9 protein-coding genes are annotated in these 15,641 nt (G+C 73.9%); 5 read left to right on the top strand and 4 right to left on the bottom strand.

The features are described from left to right. Positions 1-257: 257 nt before the first annotated feature. Positions 258-818, bottom strand: coding sequence for a MarR family winged helix-turn-helix transcriptional regulator (locus tag ACTWP8_RS30395; RefSeq protein WP_443325290.1), 561 nt, complete (start codon positions 816-818; stop codon positions 258-260). 159 nt (positions 819-977) lie between these two features. On the opposite strand from ACTWP8_RS30395, the gene ACTWP8_RS30390 reads away from it, so the two are divergent. Then, positions 978-2,303, top strand: a complete 1,326-nt coding sequence (locus ACTWP8_RS30390) for an MFS transporter (protein ID WP_443325296.1) — start codon at positions 978-980, stop codon at positions 2,301-2,303. A gap of 89 nt (positions 2,304-2,392) precedes the next feature. Here the strand turns inward: ACTWP8_RS30390 and ACTWP8_RS30385 are convergent, their stop codons facing one another. Continuing rightward, positions 2,393-4,375, bottom strand: coding sequence for an ATP-binding SpoIIE family protein phosphatase (locus ACTWP8_RS30385; RefSeq protein ID WP_443325289.1), 1,983 nt, complete (start codon positions 4,373-4,375; stop codon positions 2,393-2,395). Positions 4,376-4,615: 240 nt separating this feature from the next. Continuing rightward, positions 4,616-5,911 (bottom strand): NAD(P)/FAD-dependent oxidoreductase, encoded by a 1,296-nt coding sequence (locus ACTWP8_RS30380; RefSeq protein ID WP_443325295.1) that lies wholly within the window; start codon positions 5,909-5,911, stop codon positions 4,616-4,618. A gap of 412 nt (positions 5,912-6,323) precedes the next feature. Between ACTWP8_RS30380 and ACTWP8_RS30375 the strand changes: the two genes are divergently transcribed. Next, positions 6,324-7,100, top strand: coding sequence for a TetR/AcrR family transcriptional regulator (locus ACTWP8_RS30375; RefSeq protein WP_443325288.1), 777 nt, complete (start codon positions 6,324-6,326; stop codon positions 7,098-7,100). 295 nt (positions 7,101-7,395) lie between these two features. Next, positions 7,396-9,441, top strand: a complete 2,046-nt coding sequence (locus tag ACTWP8_RS30370; RefSeq protein ID WP_443325287.1) for a sigma-70 family RNA polymerase sigma factor — start codon at positions 7,396-7,398, stop codon at positions 9,439-9,441. A 145-nt stretch (positions 9,442-9,586) separates the two neighbouring features. On the opposite strand, the gene ACTWP8_RS30365 is transcribed toward ACTWP8_RS30370, so the two are convergent. Further along, on the bottom strand, positions 9,587-11,749 hold the full coding sequence (locus ACTWP8_RS30365) for an asparagine synthase-related protein (protein WP_443325286.1): 2,163 nt from the start codon (positions 11,747-11,749) through the stop codon (positions 9,587-9,589). A gap of 758 nt (positions 11,750-12,507) precedes the next feature. On the opposite strand from ACTWP8_RS30365, the gene ACTWP8_RS30360 reads away from it, so the two are divergent. Together ACTWP8_RS30360 and lhgO are read left to right on the top strand one after the other, a co-directional pair. Continuing rightward, on the top strand, positions 12,508-13,941 hold the full coding sequence (locus tag ACTWP8_RS30360) for an MFS transporter (RefSeq protein WP_443317809.1): 1,434 nt from the start codon (positions 12,508-12,510) through the stop codon (positions 13,939-13,941). 252 nt (positions 13,942-14,193) lie between these two features. Further along, on the top strand, positions 14,194-15,417 hold the full coding sequence (lhgO, locus tag ACTWP8_RS30355; protein WP_443325285.1) for an L-2-hydroxyglutarate oxidase: 1,224 nt from the start codon (positions 14,194-14,196) through the stop codon (positions 15,415-15,417). Positions 15,418-15,641 lie beyond the last annotated feature (224 nt).

Raw genomic sequence — 15,641 nt, 5'->3', positions numbered from 1 at the left:
CGGTCCCCGTTGGAGGGGGCTGCGCCTTCCGGCGCAGCCACCACGTTAGCGGATTCCCTCCGGTGCTCATAATCGAGCATTCGGCTCGGATTTCGGCATGCCGAAATCGTCCCCGAGGGGAGATCGTCAGTGGTTTGCCGCCGGTGCGGCGCGAGTAGTCGCCGAAGAACCGGTACGGCTCTGTGGCAACCCGGAGAACACTACGCATCGGGTCGACCCGTGTCAACCGGCAGTTGTCCTGCGGGTGAACGGCCGCCTCAGTCCAGGTCGTTCAGGCGCCCCTCGGCGTCCGGTTGGGCATCTTCCACCCGTCGCAGCAGCCGGATGAGCATCTCGCCGAGTTGGCCGCGCTCCTTGTCCGACAGGTCCTGGAGGAGCTCCTCCTCGAAGACCGACGCCATCCGCATCGCCTCGAGCCACTTCTCCCTGCCCTCCGCCGTCAGCTCGACGATCACGCGTACGCGGTTCTTCTCGTCCCGCTCCCGCGTCACCAGACCGTCGCTCGCCATGCGGTCGACGCGGTGGGTCATCGCGGCCGGGGTGAGGCCGAGGCGCTTGGCGAGGTCGCCGGGGCCCAGGCGGTACGGGGCGCCCGCCAGGACGAGGGCCTTGAGGACCTCCCACTCGGCGTTGCTGATGCCGAGTGTCGCGGTCTGGCGCCCGTAGGCCACGTTCATACGGCGGTTGAGGCGCTGGAGCGCGGAGACGACCTTCTCGACCTGGGGGTCGAGGTCGCGGAACTCGCGCTGGTAGGCCGCGATCTGTGCCTCGAGGCTCGGCTCCAGATCCGGGCCTGCGGGGGCGGGGGTGTCAGCCATGCCCGGAAGTATCGCACGCAACTCATTGGCGTTGAAGTCCTTGGATGTGTACTCTTTAGGTTCGAACTTTAGGCTTGAAGTCTTCAGACTTCGACGTTCGTCCTTCTTCCTCTCCGACGTCGGATCACCCTCCGACTCTCTCGACCTGGGCAGGTGAGTGTGACCACCGCGATGGGCGCTGCGCTGCGCCGGATCCAACTGGGCAACGCCCTGAGCGCGTTCGGCAATGGCTTCACCGTCCCGTTCCTGTTCATCTACGTGGCGCAGGTGCGGGAACTCGGCGCCAGTACGGCAGGTGCAGTGCTCGCGGCGTTCGCCGTGGCGGCGCTCGTCGTGCTGCCCTTCACCGGTCGGATCATCGACCGGCGGGGGCCGCTGCCTGTCGCCGTCGCGGGTGGGGTCGCGGGCGCCGTGGGGTCGCTGGGGCTCGGGCTGGCGAGCAGCGAGCCGCTGGTCATCGCTGCGGCGGGAATGCTGGGCGCCGGCATCGCGGTCATCCACCCCGCACTGGCCACGATGATCGTGTGGTGCTCGACGACGGCCACGCGGTCGCGTGCCTTCGCCATGCAGTTCTTCCTGAACAACCTGGGTCTCGGCGTCGGCGGCCTGCTGGGCGGGCTGATCGTCGACACATCGCGGGCATCGAGCTTCGTGACCCTGTTCTCGATCGAGGCGCTGATGTTCCTGGTGCTCGGGGCGACGGTGGCGACCGTACGGCTGCCACGGGTGCCTCGTATGGAGGACGCGGTGCCGACGGACGAGCGGGCGAAGGGCGGCTGGCGGGCGCTGCTCGCGGACCGAGCCATGGTGCAGCTGTGCGTGCTGGGCTTCGTGATGTTCTTCGCCTGCTATGGGCAGTTCGAGTCGGGGCTCTCCGCCTTCGCCGTCGAGGTCTCCCGGATCTCGCCCGCGATGCTGGGGGCGGCGCTGGCGGCCAACACGGCGGTGATCGTGCTGGCGCAGTTCGTGGTGTTGAAGCTGGTGGAGCGGCGGCGGCGCAGCCGGGTCATCGCGCTGGTCGGGCTGATCTGGACGGTGGCATGGGCGGCGGCCGGTGCGTCCGGACTCGTGCACGGGAGCCAGGCGATTGCGACGGCGGCGATCATCTCGACGTACGCGCTGTTCGGGCTCGGCGAGGCGATGCTGTCGCCGACGGTGGCTCCGCTGGTGGCGGACCTGGCGCCGCACGCGCGCGTGGGGCAGTACAACTCGGTTTTCGCTCTGGTGAAGCAGCTGGCGCTGGCCGTCGGGCCGGCGGTGGGCGGGCTGATGGCCGGGGCCGGGATGTACGTGGCGTACATCGTGATGCTCATCGGGTGCTCGCTGGGGATTACGGTGCTGGCGCTGCGGCTGGGGCGCCGGCTCAGCCCGCGCGAGGACAGCCCGCTGCGCGCTGGGCAGCAGCGCCCGGCTCCGAGCCCGGCAGGCGCGGCGTCGCTCCCGGCCCAGCCCCCGGAGTCCGAGCCGGTCACTGCGGCCGCCTGAGCTCCCCACGGGCCGGGACCGGCGCTACGCGCCCGGCTCTTCCCACCCACTCGCCCCACGCATGGGAGTGGCTGGGAAGAGCCGTTCGGCTAACCCGCCGGCAGGGCGAATTCGCACCAGACCGCTTTGCCGCCGCCCGGGGTTCTGCGGGAGCCCCAGGAGGAGGCGATGGTGGCGACGATCGAGATCCCGCGGCCCGCTTCGTCCGCCGGTTCCGCACGGCGGCGGCGCGGGAGGTGGTCGTCGCCGTCGGTGACCTCGATGATCAGGCGGCGGTCGGTGCGGCGCAGCCGCAGGCGCATCGGCGGGGTGCCGTGCTGGAGGGAGTTGGCGACGAGTTCGCTTGCGGCCAGGACGCCGAGGTCGCGCAGTTCGGGTGGGAAGCGCCAGCTCGCGAGGACGCCCGAGGCGAACGCACGCGCGCGTGGCGCGGCCTCCACTCCGCCCAGCAGCTCAAGGGCGGCGTTGTGGAAGAGCTCGGCGTCATGGCCCGTACGAGCCGGGTGCTGGAGCGCGAGGACGGCGACGTCGTCGTCGTGGTCCGCGGTGACGCCCAGGGCGCGGATCAGGCGGTCGCACACCACCTGGGGTGTGCCCGTGGCGCCTGCGAGTGCCTGTTCCAGGGCGGCCACGCCCTCGTCGATGTCCTCGCCGCGGCGCTCGACGAGGCCGTCCGTGTAGAGGACGGCGGTCGAGCCGGGGCCGAGCGGTACGGAGCCCGAGGTGTGCAGCCATCCGCCCGTGCCGAGCGGCGGCCCCGTGGGCTCGGACGCGCGCCGGACCGTGCCGTCGGGGTCCCGGAGGATGATCGGGAGGTGGCCCGCGGAGGCGTAGACGAGCCGCCCCTCGTTGGGGTCGTGCACGGCGTAGGCGCAGGTGGCGATCTGGCTCGGGTCGATCTCGGCGGCGAGCCCGTCGAGGAGCTGGAGCACCTCGTGCGGAGGCAGGTCCAGGCGCGCGTAGGCCCGTACGGCCGTGCGGAGCTGGCCCATGACGGCGGCCGCACGCACGCCACGCCCCATCACGTCGCCGATGACCAGGGCCGTACGGCCCGCGCCGAGGGTGATGACGTCGTACCAGTCGCCGCCCACTGCGGCGTCCGTGCCGCCGGGCAGGTACGTGGCGGCGATGCGCAGGTCGTCGGGCTGCTCCAACTCCTGGGGGAGCAGGCTGCGCTGGAGGGTGACGGCGGCCTCGCGCTGGCGGCGCTCGCTGGCGCGCAGCCGCTCGGCGGCCTCGACCTGGTCGGTGACGTCGGCGGCGAAGATCAGCACGCCGCGGTGGGAGCCGCTCGCGGCGGGGGCCGGCGGCGTGTTGTTCGCGGCAACGGGAGCATCTGGAGCATCGGGGACTACTGAGGGCGCGTTGGCGCTGCGCGCGCCCCCTTCCGCGCCTGGCGCGCCGCCCTCGGCGCCGGTGTCCCCGACTCCGAGGGCCCCGGCTCCGGGCTCCCGAGTGGCTTCCGTCCCGGCCGCCGCTCCGGGCTGCCAGGCCGCCTCGCCGACGCCCGCGCCGGGCACCGCAATGTCGATCGGGCTGCAGGTGAAGGTGTAGTAGCCGTGCCGGCCACGGCCTTCGGCCGCCTCCGGGCGGGAGCCTTCGGCCCCCGCCGCCGGGCCGCCCGCGGGGACGCGGCGGGACTTGACGGTGCGGGGCTTGCCGCTGCGCAGGACCTGATCCATCAGGGGAAGCAGGCCGAGCTCCGCGAGTTCGGGCAGCGCCTCGCGCGCGGGGCCGCCCGGGGCGCGCGGGCCGAAGACCGCGGCGTACGCCCCGTTGACGTACGCGATGCGGTGGTCCGGGCCGTACACAACCGCGACCAGGCCCGGTACTTGGCCGAGGACGCCGTGGACGGACAGCCCGTCCACGGTGGGGTGCCCGTCAGGAAGTGCGGTCGCGGCCGGGTACGCGGGCGTGACGGCGGACTCCGCGTGCTCTCCGCGCGCGGCGGGCACCGGGCTTCCGCTGCCCGCGGGCCCTGACGGCTGCCGGGGGCGCGAGCCGCGCTCGGTCCGCGCGGCGGCGCGTCGCTGTGTTCCGGGGAGCCGGGCGCTCCAGCGCGTGAAGTTCACTGAGTTTTGCCTCGTGATGTCGCTTCGGGTCAGCCAGGCCGGCCGGGGGTACAGCAAGTGCAACAGTTCGTTCCCTACAGCACGCTTCGTAGGTATGAGCCCACCCATGGTCACACGTCCAGTGTGGCCGAGGGGACTGACATTCGTCAGACGCGGGCGGCCGGCGGGCAGTTCCGGGCGTTGCGCCGTCGCTTCGCGCCCTTGCGCCCCGGTCTCGCGCCCTCGCGCCCCGGCACCGCGCTACGTCGTCTCGTTGTGCCGGCCGGTGCCCGCGGCGAGTTCGAACTCACCGCGCGGGTTCTCCAGCGAACCGAGCGAAACGATTTCGCGCTTGAACAGCCCGGCCAGGGTCCACTCGGCGAGCACCCGGGCCTTGCGGTTGAAGGTCGGCACACGGCTGAGGTGGTAGGTGCGGTGCATGAACCAGGCGGGGTAGCCCTTGATCTTGCGCCCGTAGACCTGGGCCACCCCCTTGTGGAGGCCGAGGGAGGCGACGGATCCCGCGTAGGAGTGCTCGTAGTCCTTGACGGGTTCGCCGCGCAGGGACGCGATGATGTTCTCGGCGAGCACCTTGGCCTGGCGGACGGCGTGCTGGGCGTTGGGCGCGCACTCCTTGCCCGGCTCGTCGGCGGCCAGGTCCGGGACGGCCGCGGCGTCGCCGGCCGCCCACGCGTGATCCGCGCCGTCCACACGGAGGGCCGGGGTACAGGCGAGGCGCCCGCGCCCGTTCAGCGGCAGGTCTGTCGCGGCCAGGACGGGGTGCGGCTTGACGCCGGCGGTCCAAACGAGCGTCCGGGTCGGGTAGCGGGAGCCGTCGCTGAGCACCGCGACCCGGTCCTCGCAGCTCTCGAGGCGGGTCTCGAGCCGTACGTCGATGTTGCGGCTGCGCAGCTCGCGCACGGCGTACTTGCCCATGTCCGCGCCGACTTCGGGGAGGATCCGACCGGTCGCCTCGACGAGGATCCACTTCATGTCGTCTGCGGAGATGTTGTGGTAGTAGCGCGAGGCGTAACGCGCCATGTCCTCAAGCTCGGCGAGCGCCTCCACGCCCGCGTAGCCGCCGCCGACGAAGACGAAGGTGAGCGCCGCGTCGCGGACGTCGGGGTCCCGGGTGGAGGAGGCGATGTCGAGCTGCTCGAGGACGTGGTTGCGGAGGCCGATGGCCTCCTCAACCGTCTTGAAGCCGATGCCGTAGTCGGCGAGGCCGGGGATGGGCAGGGTGCGGGAGACGGAGCCCGGGGCCAGCACCAGCTCGTCGTAGTGGAGCTCGACCGAACCGGTGCCTTCCTCAGCGGAGGCGAGGGTGGAGATGGTCGCGGTGCGCTTGGCGTGGTCGATGGACTTGGCCTCGCCGATGACGACCTGGCACCGGTCGAGGACGCGGCGCAGCGGGACCACCACGTGGCGCGGCGAGATCGAGCCGGCGGCGGCCTCCGGGAGGAAGGGCTGGTACGTCATGTACGGCTCGGGGTCGACCACGACGATGCGGGCTTCGTCGCGTTTCAGCTTCCGCTGAAGGCGCAGGGCGGAGTACATCCCGACGTATCCACCGCCGACAACGAGAATGCGCGCCGGTTCCTTCACAGAGGGTCTCCTCGCGACGTTGCTCACAGCACACTCCCATGACGCACCCGCCACGCGCGTTTGTCCACAGGCTCGTCGAAATGTGTGACCGGAGGTGCCTGGCGCCCGGTACGGACGGGCGCGCTCGTGGGTGCCGCAATGGCGCAGGTCAGCCGATGGGGCGGGGGCGATCACGGGGTACGGGTCCTGAGCGGCGGTGGCTGGTAGTCCGAACGGGGTGCCGCGCGCCCGGAGCGTCCCCCTTCATTCTTGACCTGGGCTCAACTATGTTCGTACTTCGTCGGGGTGCCGGACCGCCCCCGGCAGTCAGGGCGGGGAGTCTCCGGGGGGAGACGTCATTACCGGGGGAACGGGGATACGCGTTATGCACATTCAGGGCTCTTCAACGCTGCGGGTGGATGCGCAGCGCAATCTGGAGCATGTACTGCGCGCGGCGCGCGAGGTTTTCGGCGAGCTGGGTTACGGCGCGCCGATGGAGGATGTGGCCCGCCGGGCGCGGGTCGGCGTGGGGACTGTGTACCGGCGGTTCCCGAGCAAGGACGTGCTGGTCAGGCGTATAGCCGAGGAGGAGACCGCCCGGCTCACCGACCAGGCGCGGGCCGCGCTGGGGCAGGAGGAGGAGCCGTGGTCGGCGCTGTCGAGGTTCCTGCGGACCTCGGTGGCCTCGGGCGCGGGGCGGCTGCTGCCTCCGCAGGTGCTGCGGGTGGGGGTGGACGCCGAGCCGGAGGCGGCCGCGGCTGGATCGGGGGCCGCTTCGGAAGCTGTGTCCGGGACTGATTCGGGAGCTGCCACGCCGGCTGCCCCGGCCGCCGGCCCGGCGGGCCGGGTGCCGCACCAGCGGAACCCGCAGCCGGGGCTCCGGCTGGTGGAGCAGTCGCCGGCGCGGGCGGACGGTGCCGCGGGACGGGCAGGCGATCCGGGCGACGACGCGGGGGCGGCGGCGCTCCTGGAGGTCGTGGGACAACTGGTGGACCGGGCGCGGGCGGCGGGCGAGCTGCGGGGGGATGTGACGGTCGCGGATGTGCTGCTGGTGATAGCCACGGCCGCGCCGTCGCTGCCGGACGCGGCTCACCAGCAGGCGGCTTCCGCGCGGCTGTTGGACATCCTGCTGGAGGGGCTTCGGTCGCGCCCTGTGGCGTAGGGCATGCGGTGCGGCGGTCGTGTCCGTCGTCGGCTGCCCTGGCAGCCCTCGCCGTCGTCGTTGTGGCGCCCGGGGTATCAGGAGCGGCCGCGGCGTCCCGTTACGGCCGCGAGGGCCGGGGGTTTCGCCCTTCGGGCATCCGCGGATTATGCCCCGATCGGGGGATCTGTAGTGCCCTGTCGTGCGAACACGCCCCAGAGGTGTGGTTGGTCGCCATGACGGGTCAGCCGGGCCGCCCGTTTGTGGCAGGCTTGCCCGGTGTTCGGGCGTGACTGCGGGTACGGGGGCCTCGGATATGGGCGCTGGCGGGCGGGACGAGCCACTCGGTGGCAGCGAGTTGGGCGCGGAGACAGGTCCGAGTGTGCCGCGGCAGCGGGACGGCGGCGAGGCACCGGCCGGGTCTGGCGCCGCGTATTCCGCCGGATCATCCGCCGGTGCCGCCTCCATTGAAACGGGGCCCTCCGATGAAACGGCGCCCTCCGACGCCGACTTGATCGGGCGGATGCGCGGCGGAGACATCGGTGCGTACGAGGAGCTGTACCGGCGCCATGCGGATGCGGTGCGCCGGTACGCCAGGTCCTGCTGCCGGGACGACCACACCGCGGAAGACCTGACCGGCGAGGTGTTCGCGCGCACCCTGCAGGCGGTGCAGAGCGGCACGGGCCCGGACTCCGCGGTGCGCGCCTATCTGCTGACGACCGTACGGCGGGTGGCGGCGGCCTGGACGAGGACCGCGAGGCGGGAGCAGTTGGTCGAGGACTTCGCGCTGTTCGCGGCGCGCACATCCGCCTCCAGTGAGGGCACGCTCGACCTGGGCGCGGACGTGCGGGCCATGCACGAGGCCGAGCAGTCGATGGCGGTGCAGGCGTTCCGCAGCCTGCCCGAGCGCTGGCAGACCGTGCTGTGGCACACCGCGGTCGAGAAGGAGTCGCCCAGCGAGGTGGCCCCGCTGCTCGGGCTGACCGCGAATGCCACGGCTGTGCTGGCGTACCGGGCCCGCGAAGGGCTCAAGCAGGCCTATCTGCAGGCGCATGTGAACTCCTCGCTGACCTCGGCCGGCGACTGCGCGCGGTACGCCGACCGGCTGGGCGCCTATGCCCGCGGCGGCCTTCGGGTGCGGGCCGAGCGCGGCCTGCGCAAGCACTTGGAGACGTGCGCGAGGTGCCGTACGGCCGCGCTGGAGGTCAAGGACGTCAACGCGCGGCTGCGGGCGGTTCTGCCGGTCGCGGTCATCGGCTGGATCGCCGCCGGGTACACGCTCAAGGCGGCGGGAGTCGCAGCCGGTACGGCCGGCGCCGCGGCTGCGGCGGGCGCGGGCGCCCCGGGCGCGGCGGGGGCGGCGGGCGCGGGCGCCGCGGCCGCGGCGGGGGCGGGCGCCCCGGGGGCGGGCGAAACGGCGGCCGGGACAGCGGTCGGCGCGGCAGGCGGTGCGAGTTCCGGAACCGGGGCGGGCGCGGGGACGGGCTCCGGAGGCGGTGCGGGCTCCGGGGGAGCGGTCGCGTCCGAGGGTCTGGGCCTGCCGGTGAAGGCCGGCATCGCGGCAGTCGTCGCGGTCGCGGCTGCGGCGACCGTGTTCGCGGTGATCGCCGGGAACGGCGAGCCGGAGAAGCAGACTCAGGCCAGGCCGCCCGCGTCGGCCCCTGTTGCACCACCGGGCACCAAGCCCGAACCGACCCCGCCGCCCGAGCACAAGGCGGGACGGCCGGACCGGGATCCTGAGCAGAAGCCCGGAAAGCCCACCGCGCGGTCCACGCAGCGCGAGCCGGAACCGAGCACACCCACGCCGAGCCCGGAGTACCCCGAGCCGACGCCCTCCCCCACCACGCCTGAGCCGACCCCGACCGAGCCGGAGTCCCCGGAACCGCCGAAGCCTCCGAAGCCCCCGAAGCCGGCTCCTCCGCCGCCCACGACCACGTACCGGATCAGCGGGCTGTCGTACGACGTGACCGGGGACAGCACGGAGCCGGAGGTACGGGCCATGGAGAGCTCGTGGCTGTGGCAGCGCGGGGGGCAGCGGATCGGTGGGACCCGGTACGACCACGGAGCGACGGTGCACGCGGACTCGTCCGTGACCATCGACCTGAACCGCTCCTGCACGGCCTACGACGCGCTCGTCGGCGTGGACGACGCGACTCTCGGCCTTGGCGCCGTCCGGTTCTCCGTCTACGGGGACGGGGCGCGCCTGTGGCGCTCGGGCGTGGTGCGCGGCGGCGACGCGGCGGTGCCCGTCCATGTGCCGCTGGCCGGGCGCGAGACGATCCGCCTGGTCGTCGAGGGGCAATCGCTCCTCGGCTATGTGGCGCTGGCCGACTGGGCGCAGTCGAGCATCACCTGCCGCTGATCATTCAGCGGGCGACCGCTCGTTCAGCAGGGGTTCTCCGACGAGTTCGGGCTACGGGTGCAGGCCACCAGCGGCCACCGGCGGGAGGGTCAGGGGGTCGGAGGGGGTGGAGGTTCCCCCTCCGCGGAGCGGCCCTGCGGCGAGCCTAAAGCGCAGGCCGCGGAACCACACCGCCCGCCACCGCGCGCTGCCGCGGCGCCGCGGACCCCGCCCAGCAGGTGCCGCGGCGCGAGAGGAGGCGGCGCAACCACAGCTCCGTGGAGGCCAGTTCGGCGAGGCCGTCCAGCGGAAGCCGTTCGCCTTCGGCCGCGGCGCGCAGCGCCTTGCGGATCACGCGCGCCTCGACCAGGCCCGCGTCGGCGAGAAGCGGTGCGTCGAAGAGGGCGACGAGATCGCCGACGGCGGCGCGGAGCCCGGCCCGTACCGCGGCCGCGTGCGAGGCGTGCGAGGTGGCACCCCACCCCGGAGGGAGATCGCGGATGCCTGCGCCCGCCAGCACAGCGCGCAACACCGAAGCGCGCGCCCCCGGTTGTACGCGTAGCGCCTCGGGCAGCGCGCGGCAGGCGCGAACGACCTGGTTGTCGAGAAACGGCGCGTGCAGGCGCTGGCTGCGCACCTCCGCGGCCTGCTCGAAGATGCGGTGGTCCAGCGCGTGGCGGGCAAGGGCGGCTCGGGCGCGCCGCTCCCCGGGTCGTTCCACGGGCGCCGTCCGGGAGGCCGCGTCCTGCAGGCGAACCGATACTTCAGCGAGCGCCTCCCCCGTCAGCCAGCGCGCCGCGGGCCCCGGCCGGCACCAGGCGAGGGCCGCCAGAGACGCGTCCACGGCCCCGGCAGGACCGCTGCCGTTGAGCGCCGCCGCGCCACCACCGCCGCTGCCATCCCAACCCCCACCACCTCCGCCACCGTCCGCGCCGTCGTCGAAGCGCCGCTCCAGCAGCCGCGCCGCCGCCTCCCGTACCCCGTCCCGGTACGAGGTGCGGGCCAGTCTGCGGGCCGCTCGGTAGACGGTGAAGGGGACGAACAGCGAGTGCGCGGAAGGGCCTTCGGACTTCGCCAGGGCCGCGACGGGCCGCAATAGGCGACGCCGCTGGCGGTCCATCAGCAGGTCTGCGAGGCGCGCCGGGTGCCCGTCCAGGACCTGTCTGGCCCCGTTGCCCACCAGGTGGTCCGCGCTGCCCGCGGCGAGTCGCCGCCGGTGCCGTTCCGCGACGACCAGCGAGGGACCGGGCTCGTCGGTCAGCGGCATGGCGTCGAGGTCGGCGTACGGCAGGGCCTCCTCGCCGCCGGTGACGACGACGTGGTGCAACCGCGGGTTGGCGGCGATGCTGCGGGCGCGCTCCAGTTCGGCCTCCCGCCCCACGCGCGCGTGGCCGCCGGACGCCCCCGACGCCAGGTCGTTGAAGGTGACGGCGAGCAGCCGCTCGCCCGCCCCCGTGCCGTGCCCGAACGGCGTCCCCGGCACGCCCGGCAGGCCTGCGGCGAGCAGCGCGAGGGTCGAGGAGGCGCTGCCGCCCGAGAGGTCGGCGCCGATGCCCGGCGCCGGGGCGCCGCGCGCCGCCCGCCGGGCCGCGGGCCCCATCCCGGGGACGGGGCCCTGGTCGGGCTCGGGAGTCTCGGGCGCGTGCCGGGGCGCGGCGAGCCTGGCGCGTACGGCCTCGACGAGCGCGTCCCGTACGCCGTCCACGGCCTGTGCGGCCTCCACCTGGGGCGCGGCGACGGCGAGCGAGGCGGTGGGCTCGTAGGCGGTGATCTCGCGGGCGCCGTCGCGCAGGATCAGCGCGTGTCCCGGCGGAACCCGCCGCACGCCCGCGTAGGGCGTGCCGTCCCCCAGGGCTTCCGGCGCGTCCGGGCAGGCGAGCAGCGCGGCGAGGTGGCCGATGTCGAGCTGGGCCTCGATGAGGTCGGCGAGCGGCAGGGCGGCTGTGGCGTACGCGGTGCCGCCCGCCCAGGGGGTGTGGAAGACGGGCCTGGCCCCGGCCAGGTCTCCCGCGATGGTGAGGCGGCGGCCGACCTGGGCGACGGCGGTGTAGCTGCCGGGCCAGGCGGTGAGGTGGCGCAGGGCGCCGCCGCGGGCGGTGAACAGGCCCGCGCGCAGCTGCTCGTCGCTCGCGCCGCAGCAACCGAGCACGGCGAGGCGGGTGTTGGGGGCAGCCTGAACGACGCGCACCTCATCGGGGCGCCAGTCGCCGACGGCCCACAGCGGATCGGGGTCACCCCACAGGAGCTGGGCGCCGACCGGGTGGACCGTGCGGGCCTCGCCCGTGACCGGCACCGCGGCGGCGCTGCTCCATCCCACCAACCACCGCATCGCCGCCTCCACACGCTGGGCAACCAGGAATCAGCAGTCATCATGCACAGTCAGCCGGCGGTTCCGGCGCGGAACCCGCTCAAGTCGCGGCCGGGCCAACGGCCGGTCCCCCAAGGGATCGTGCTCTCGCTTCAGGGACCATGCTGCCACGACACGGGCGTACGGGACCGGCTCCGCGAGCGCGGACACAAGCAGACGCAAACGGCGGGGCCTCGGCACAATCCCCGCGAAATACCTCCGGAATCCGCGGCGGTGGCGCGTCAGGTGGCCGGAGAAGGCCGGGAAGCCTGCACCGGAGCCCCCGTCCTTTCGTGCCCGGGGGCGGTCAAACCCCCAACCGGGAGGCGCCATTCAGCCAATCTGCGGCAGGGGCGCGAGCGAGGGCGTTTCGGCGCAGAACGGCGCAGTCCGGGAGGCGGAACCCGCGCAGTCCGGGAGGCGGAACCCGCCTCCCGGACTGGTCCGCCACCCGCGGGGAATGAGGTGGCGGTATCCCCCAGCCCACTGGTTCCAGTTCAGCGGGCCGACCCACGCACCATCCATGGAAGCGCTCCCCCTGTGGCCAGGACAGAGCGCACGGCCGGGCGCACGGCCACATACACCCGGAGCACGCGCCCCCTTGCCCGTACGCCAGAACGGACAACAATCTCGCCATCCGGAATCCTGCCCCTTAACGGTCGGGATGCGGCGAACTACGCTGGGTTTACGAATGCCCCGTGCCTATGCCGGGGGGTCGTCGGTGTGTCGAGGGGTGGCGCATGTCCAGGGAGCAACGCGGGCCGAACGAGAAGCTCGGCACCGTTCTCGCCCTCGCGGGGATCAGCAACGCCGGGCTCGCGCGGAGGGTCAACGACCTCGGCGCGCAGCGCGGACTGACGCTCCGCTACGACAAGACGTCCGTCGCCCGGTGGGTGTCCAAGGGCATGGTGCCGCAGGGTGCCGCGCCCCACCTCATCGCCGCCGCGATCGCCGGCAAGCTCGGCCGCCCCGTGCCGCTGCACGAGATCGGTCTGGCGGACGCCGACCCGGCACCGGAGGTCGGCCTGGCCTTCCCGCGCGACGTGGCAGCCGCGGTCCGCTCCGCGACCGAGCTCTACCGGCTCGACCTCGCGGGCCGCCGGGCGGGCGGCGGGGGCATCTGGCAGAGCCTGGCGGGGTCGTTCTCGGTCAGTGCGTACGCGACGCCCGCCTCCCGCTGGCTGATAACCCCGGCCGACAGCGCGGCCGCCCGCGACCCCAGGGAGGCCGAGGCGAACGGCGGCGACGGCACGCCTCTGCGGGTGGGGCACAGCGATGTGACGAAGCTGCGCGAGGCGGCCGAGGACGCGCGCCGCTGGGACTCCAAGTACGGCGGCGGGGATTGGCGTTCATCCATGGTGCCGGAGTGCTTACGAGTCGACGCCGCACCGCTGCTGCTCGGCACGTACAGCGACGAGGTCGGCCGCTCGCTCTTCGGCGCGACCGCCGAACTCACCCGGCTCGCCGGGTGGATGGCCTTCGACACCGGCCAGCAGGAGGCCGCGCAGCGCTACTACATCCAGGCACTGCGGCTCGCCAGGGCCGCGGCCGACGTGCCCCTCGGCGGCTATGTCCTCGCCTCGATGAGCCTGCAGGCCACCTACCGCGGCTTCGCCGACGAGGGTGTGGACCTCGCGCAGGCCGCGCTCGAGCGCAACCGCGGGCTCGCCACGGCCCGCACCATGAGCTTCTTCCGGCTCGTCGAGGCCCGGGCGCATGCCAAGGCGAGCGACTCGCATGCGGCGGGCGCGGCCCTCAAGGCGGCCGAGGCATGGCTGGAGCGGTCCAGGGACGGCGACCCCGACCCCTCGTGGCTCGGCTTCTACACCGAGGACCGGTTCGCCGCCGACGCCGCCGAGTGCTACCGCGACCTGAAGGCCCCGCGCCAGGTGCGCCGCTTCACGGAGCAGGCGCTGTCCCGGCCGACGGAGGAGTTCGTACGCTCGCACGGGCTGCGGCTCGTCGTGTCCGCTGTCGCCGAACTGGAGTCCGGGAACCTCGACGCGGCGTGCGCGCAAGGCACGCGCGCGGTGGAGGTCGCCGGGCGGATATCGTCGGCACGCACGACGGAGTATGTGCGCGATCTGCTGCACCGGCTCGAGCCGTACGGGGACGAGCCGCGGGTCGTGGAGCTGCGGGAGCGGGCACGGCCGCTGCTGGTCTCCCCGGCGTGATCGCCGTGACCCTGCGAGCTTCGTCGCGACCCCGGCGGTCTCCGTCGTGACCTCCGCGGTCTCCGTCCGTGGTCCCCGTGACTCCCGTGACCGCGGATGGCCCTGCTTCCGCCGCGCCGCCGTGCGCCCGCTGTGCGCCCCGCCCCCTTGCGCCGCGCGGGTTTCGGACGTTTGTCGGTGGGCCAAGGCATCATCGTGAAGACGAGGTGAAGGCGGACCGGGCCGGATGGTGACCTGAGCGGAGGTGGAGCGGTGGCGGTGGCGCAGGACAGCGATGTGCTGGTGATCGGGGGCGGGATCGTCGGCCTGTCGGCCGCGTACGCGCTGACCCGCGCCGCGCCCGGCACCCGCGTCACCGTCCTGGAGAAGGAGAGCGCCCCCGCGCGCCACCAGACCGGGCGCAACAGCGGCGTGATCCACAGCGGGATCTACTACCGGCCGGGGTCCCTGAAGGCGCGGTTCGCGGTTCGCGGTGCCGCCGAGATGGTGAAGTTCTGCGCCGAGCACGACATTCCGCACGAGGTGACCGGCAAGCTGATCGTCGCCACCGAGCGGGCCGAGCTGCCGCGGCTGCACGCGCTGGTCCAGCGGGGGCGGGAGAACGGCATTCCGGTGCGCGAGCTGGGCCCGGCCCAGATCACGGAGCGCGAGCCGCATGTGCGAGGACTCGCCGCCATCCAGGTGGGCACCACGGGTGTGTGCGACTTCACGGCGGTCGCGAACCGGCTGGCCGAGCTCGTCCAGGACGCGGGCGGGCGGATCCGGTACGGGTCCGAGGTCCGGGTCATCGGACGCCGGGCCTCCCGGATCGCGGTCCGTACGGCGGACGGGGCCGTGCTCCGGGCGCGCGCGCTGGTCAACTGCGCAGGGCTGCACTGCGATCGGGTGGCGCGGCTCGCGGGCGACGACCCCGGCATGCGGATCGTGCCCTTCCGCGGGGAGTACTACGAGCTGGTGCCCGAGCGGCGCGACCTGGTCCGCGGCCTCGTCTACCCGGTGCCCGACCCCCGGTTCCCCTTCCTCGGCGTCCATCTGACCCGCGGCATCGAGGGCACGGTCCACATCGGGCCGAACGCGGTGCCGGCGCTGGCCCGCGAGGGTTACGACTGGCGGACCGTACGGCCCCGGGAGCTGGCCGGGACGCTGGCGTACCCGGGGACGTGGCGGATCGCCCGCCACCACTGGCGGTACGGGACGGGCGAGCTGCGCCGCTCGCTGTCGAAGCACGCCTTCGCGGACGCGGTGCGCAGGCTGCTCCCGGACATCGCGGACGAGGATCTCGCGCCTGCCCCGGCGGGCGTTCGGGCCCAGGCGGTGCTGCCGGACGGGACGCTGGTCGACGACTTCCTCATCACGCAGTCCCCCGGCGTGATCCATGTCCTGAACGCCCCGTCTCCCGCGGCAACCGCATCCCTCCCGATCGGCCGCGAAATCGCCCGCCGAGCGCTCGCCACGCTGGGCGCGGTGCGGACGTAGCCGCCGGCCTCGCGCCTGCACGCCGCTGAAGGCGCGTGCAGCGCCCGGGGGCGGGCGGAACGCCCCCGGGCCTCCCCACCGAGAGCACGCCACGCCGGGCGTGCGGACGTAGCCGCCCAGCGGCACGCCTGCACGCCGCCGGAGGCGCGGGCAGCGCCGGGGGGCTGCGGACGCCCCGCCGACCCGCACCGTGGCACGCCCGGTTTCGGCGCGCGCCCTCACAG

The sequence above is a fragment of the Streptomyces sp. 7N604 genome (assembly GCF_052245475.1).
In the GTDB taxonomy this organism is placed as follows: Bacteria; Actinomycetota; Actinomycetes; order Streptomycetales; family Streptomycetaceae; genus Streptomyces.
This window is presented reverse-complemented; position numbering and strand designations above follow the sequence as displayed.